We start from the raw sequence: 1,342 nt of genomic DNA, 5'->3' as shown, positions 1-1,342 counted from the left end.
GCGTCAGAAATCCTTCAACTGGCTTGCGTGACCTGCGAAAACGCTAACTACCCGGCCTTGGGACAAGGCCCCCTGGGTCACTTCGTCGCCCAGTCCCCCTGGGACTACCGCGAGGTGATGCGGCGTGTGGCGGCCCGCGCCCACCGGGTGCTGCGGCCGTCGGCCTGGCTGATCGACGATCACCCCTTCGTCCGCTACGGGCATGGCACCGCCGGCGCGATCGTGCAGCACTGCGGCGAGCGCGACCAGCACTTATGCCAGGTCGCGGTGTCCGTGCACGCCGTCTCGCGCCGGGGGTCGTCGCCGTTGCACTGGCGGTTGTTCCTGCCGCAGAGCTGGGCCAAGGACCGTGCACGCTGTGCGAAAGCGGGAGTCCCGCCGCAGATCGCGCACCGCACCAAACAGCGGATCGCCCTGGACCTGCTCGACGAACTCGACCAGTGGGGCCTGGCACCACCGCTCGTCGTCGCGGACAGTGACTACGGCACCAACGTCGCCTTCCGCACCGGGCTGAGTGCACGGGGCATCCGCTGGCTGCTGGCGGTCACGGGCCACACCGTGGTCCTGCCTGCCACCGGAGCCCCTGTCACCGCCTGGGCGCGCAGGCGCCCAGCATCACCGTCGACCAGGTCGCCGCGGATCACCGCTACCGGGCCCGCAGGTTCGTCTACCGGGCCAGGAGCGCCGATCACCCCGCCCGGTCCGGCTGGTTCGTCGCCATTGCGGTGCACATCGCCGGGATCATCGAGCGCGAGCACGTCGCGTCCACCGCCGACCGGCTCCTGCCCCGGCGCACCCTGCTGATCCAGTGGAAGCGCAGGCGCGGCGGGAACGTCTTCCGGTCCTGGATCACCGACCTGCCCGCGGACACCCCGCTCACCGTCCTGGTCAGGCACGCGACGAGTCGCTGGTGCATCGAGACCGACTACCACGAGATGGAACAGGCCCTCGGTCTGGGCGACTACGAGGGCCGCACCTACCGAGGTTTCCACCACCACGTGGCGCTCGTCTCCGCAGCCCACCTGTTCTGTACAGAGCATCACCTCAACCCAAAAGGCGGGGCCACGGCCTCAGTCTGTACAAGATCGTGATCCTGTTCCAGACCGCGTTGATCGCGCCTCCTTGCACCGCTGCCCGTCATGCCACCGCGAGCCCGGTGACCTCACCAATCTTGATCGAGGACCATGACCAAGCCCTGAGCGAGGGGATTGACACGACGGTCCGTCCTGCGATGAAGCGGGTCAGGAGGGGCGCGGCGGCATCTTTGGGACTTCTCAGAGGGCGTTTGATATACGCGTATTGCCCTGTATGCCCTAGTAGGTTCCTCGCCAGGTTGGCGTGG

2 protein-coding genes are annotated in these 1,342 nt (G+C 68.0%); both read left to right on the top strand.

The window, feature by feature from the left end; all coding sequences use genetic code 11:
* On the top strand, window positions 1–804 hold an 804-nt coding region (locus tag F3T56_RS45900; protein WP_216373119.1), incomplete at its 5' end, for an IS701 family transposase.
* Window positions 726–1,091: a hypothetical protein gene (locus tag F3T56_RS45895; RefSeq protein WP_149831374.1), complete on the top strand. Its 366-nt coding sequence runs from the start codon at window positions 726–728 to the stop codon at window positions 1,089–1,091. The genes F3T56_RS45900 and F3T56_RS45895, both read left to right, overlap by 79 nt.
* Window positions 1,092–1,342: the final 251 nt, after the last annotated feature.

Source organism: Streptomyces tailanensis, from assembly GCF_008386495.1.
Taxonomy (GTDB): domain Bacteria; phylum Actinomycetota; class Actinomycetes; order Streptomycetales; family Streptomycetaceae; genus Streptomyces; species Streptomyces tailanensis.
This window is presented reverse-complemented; position numbering and strand designations above follow the sequence as displayed.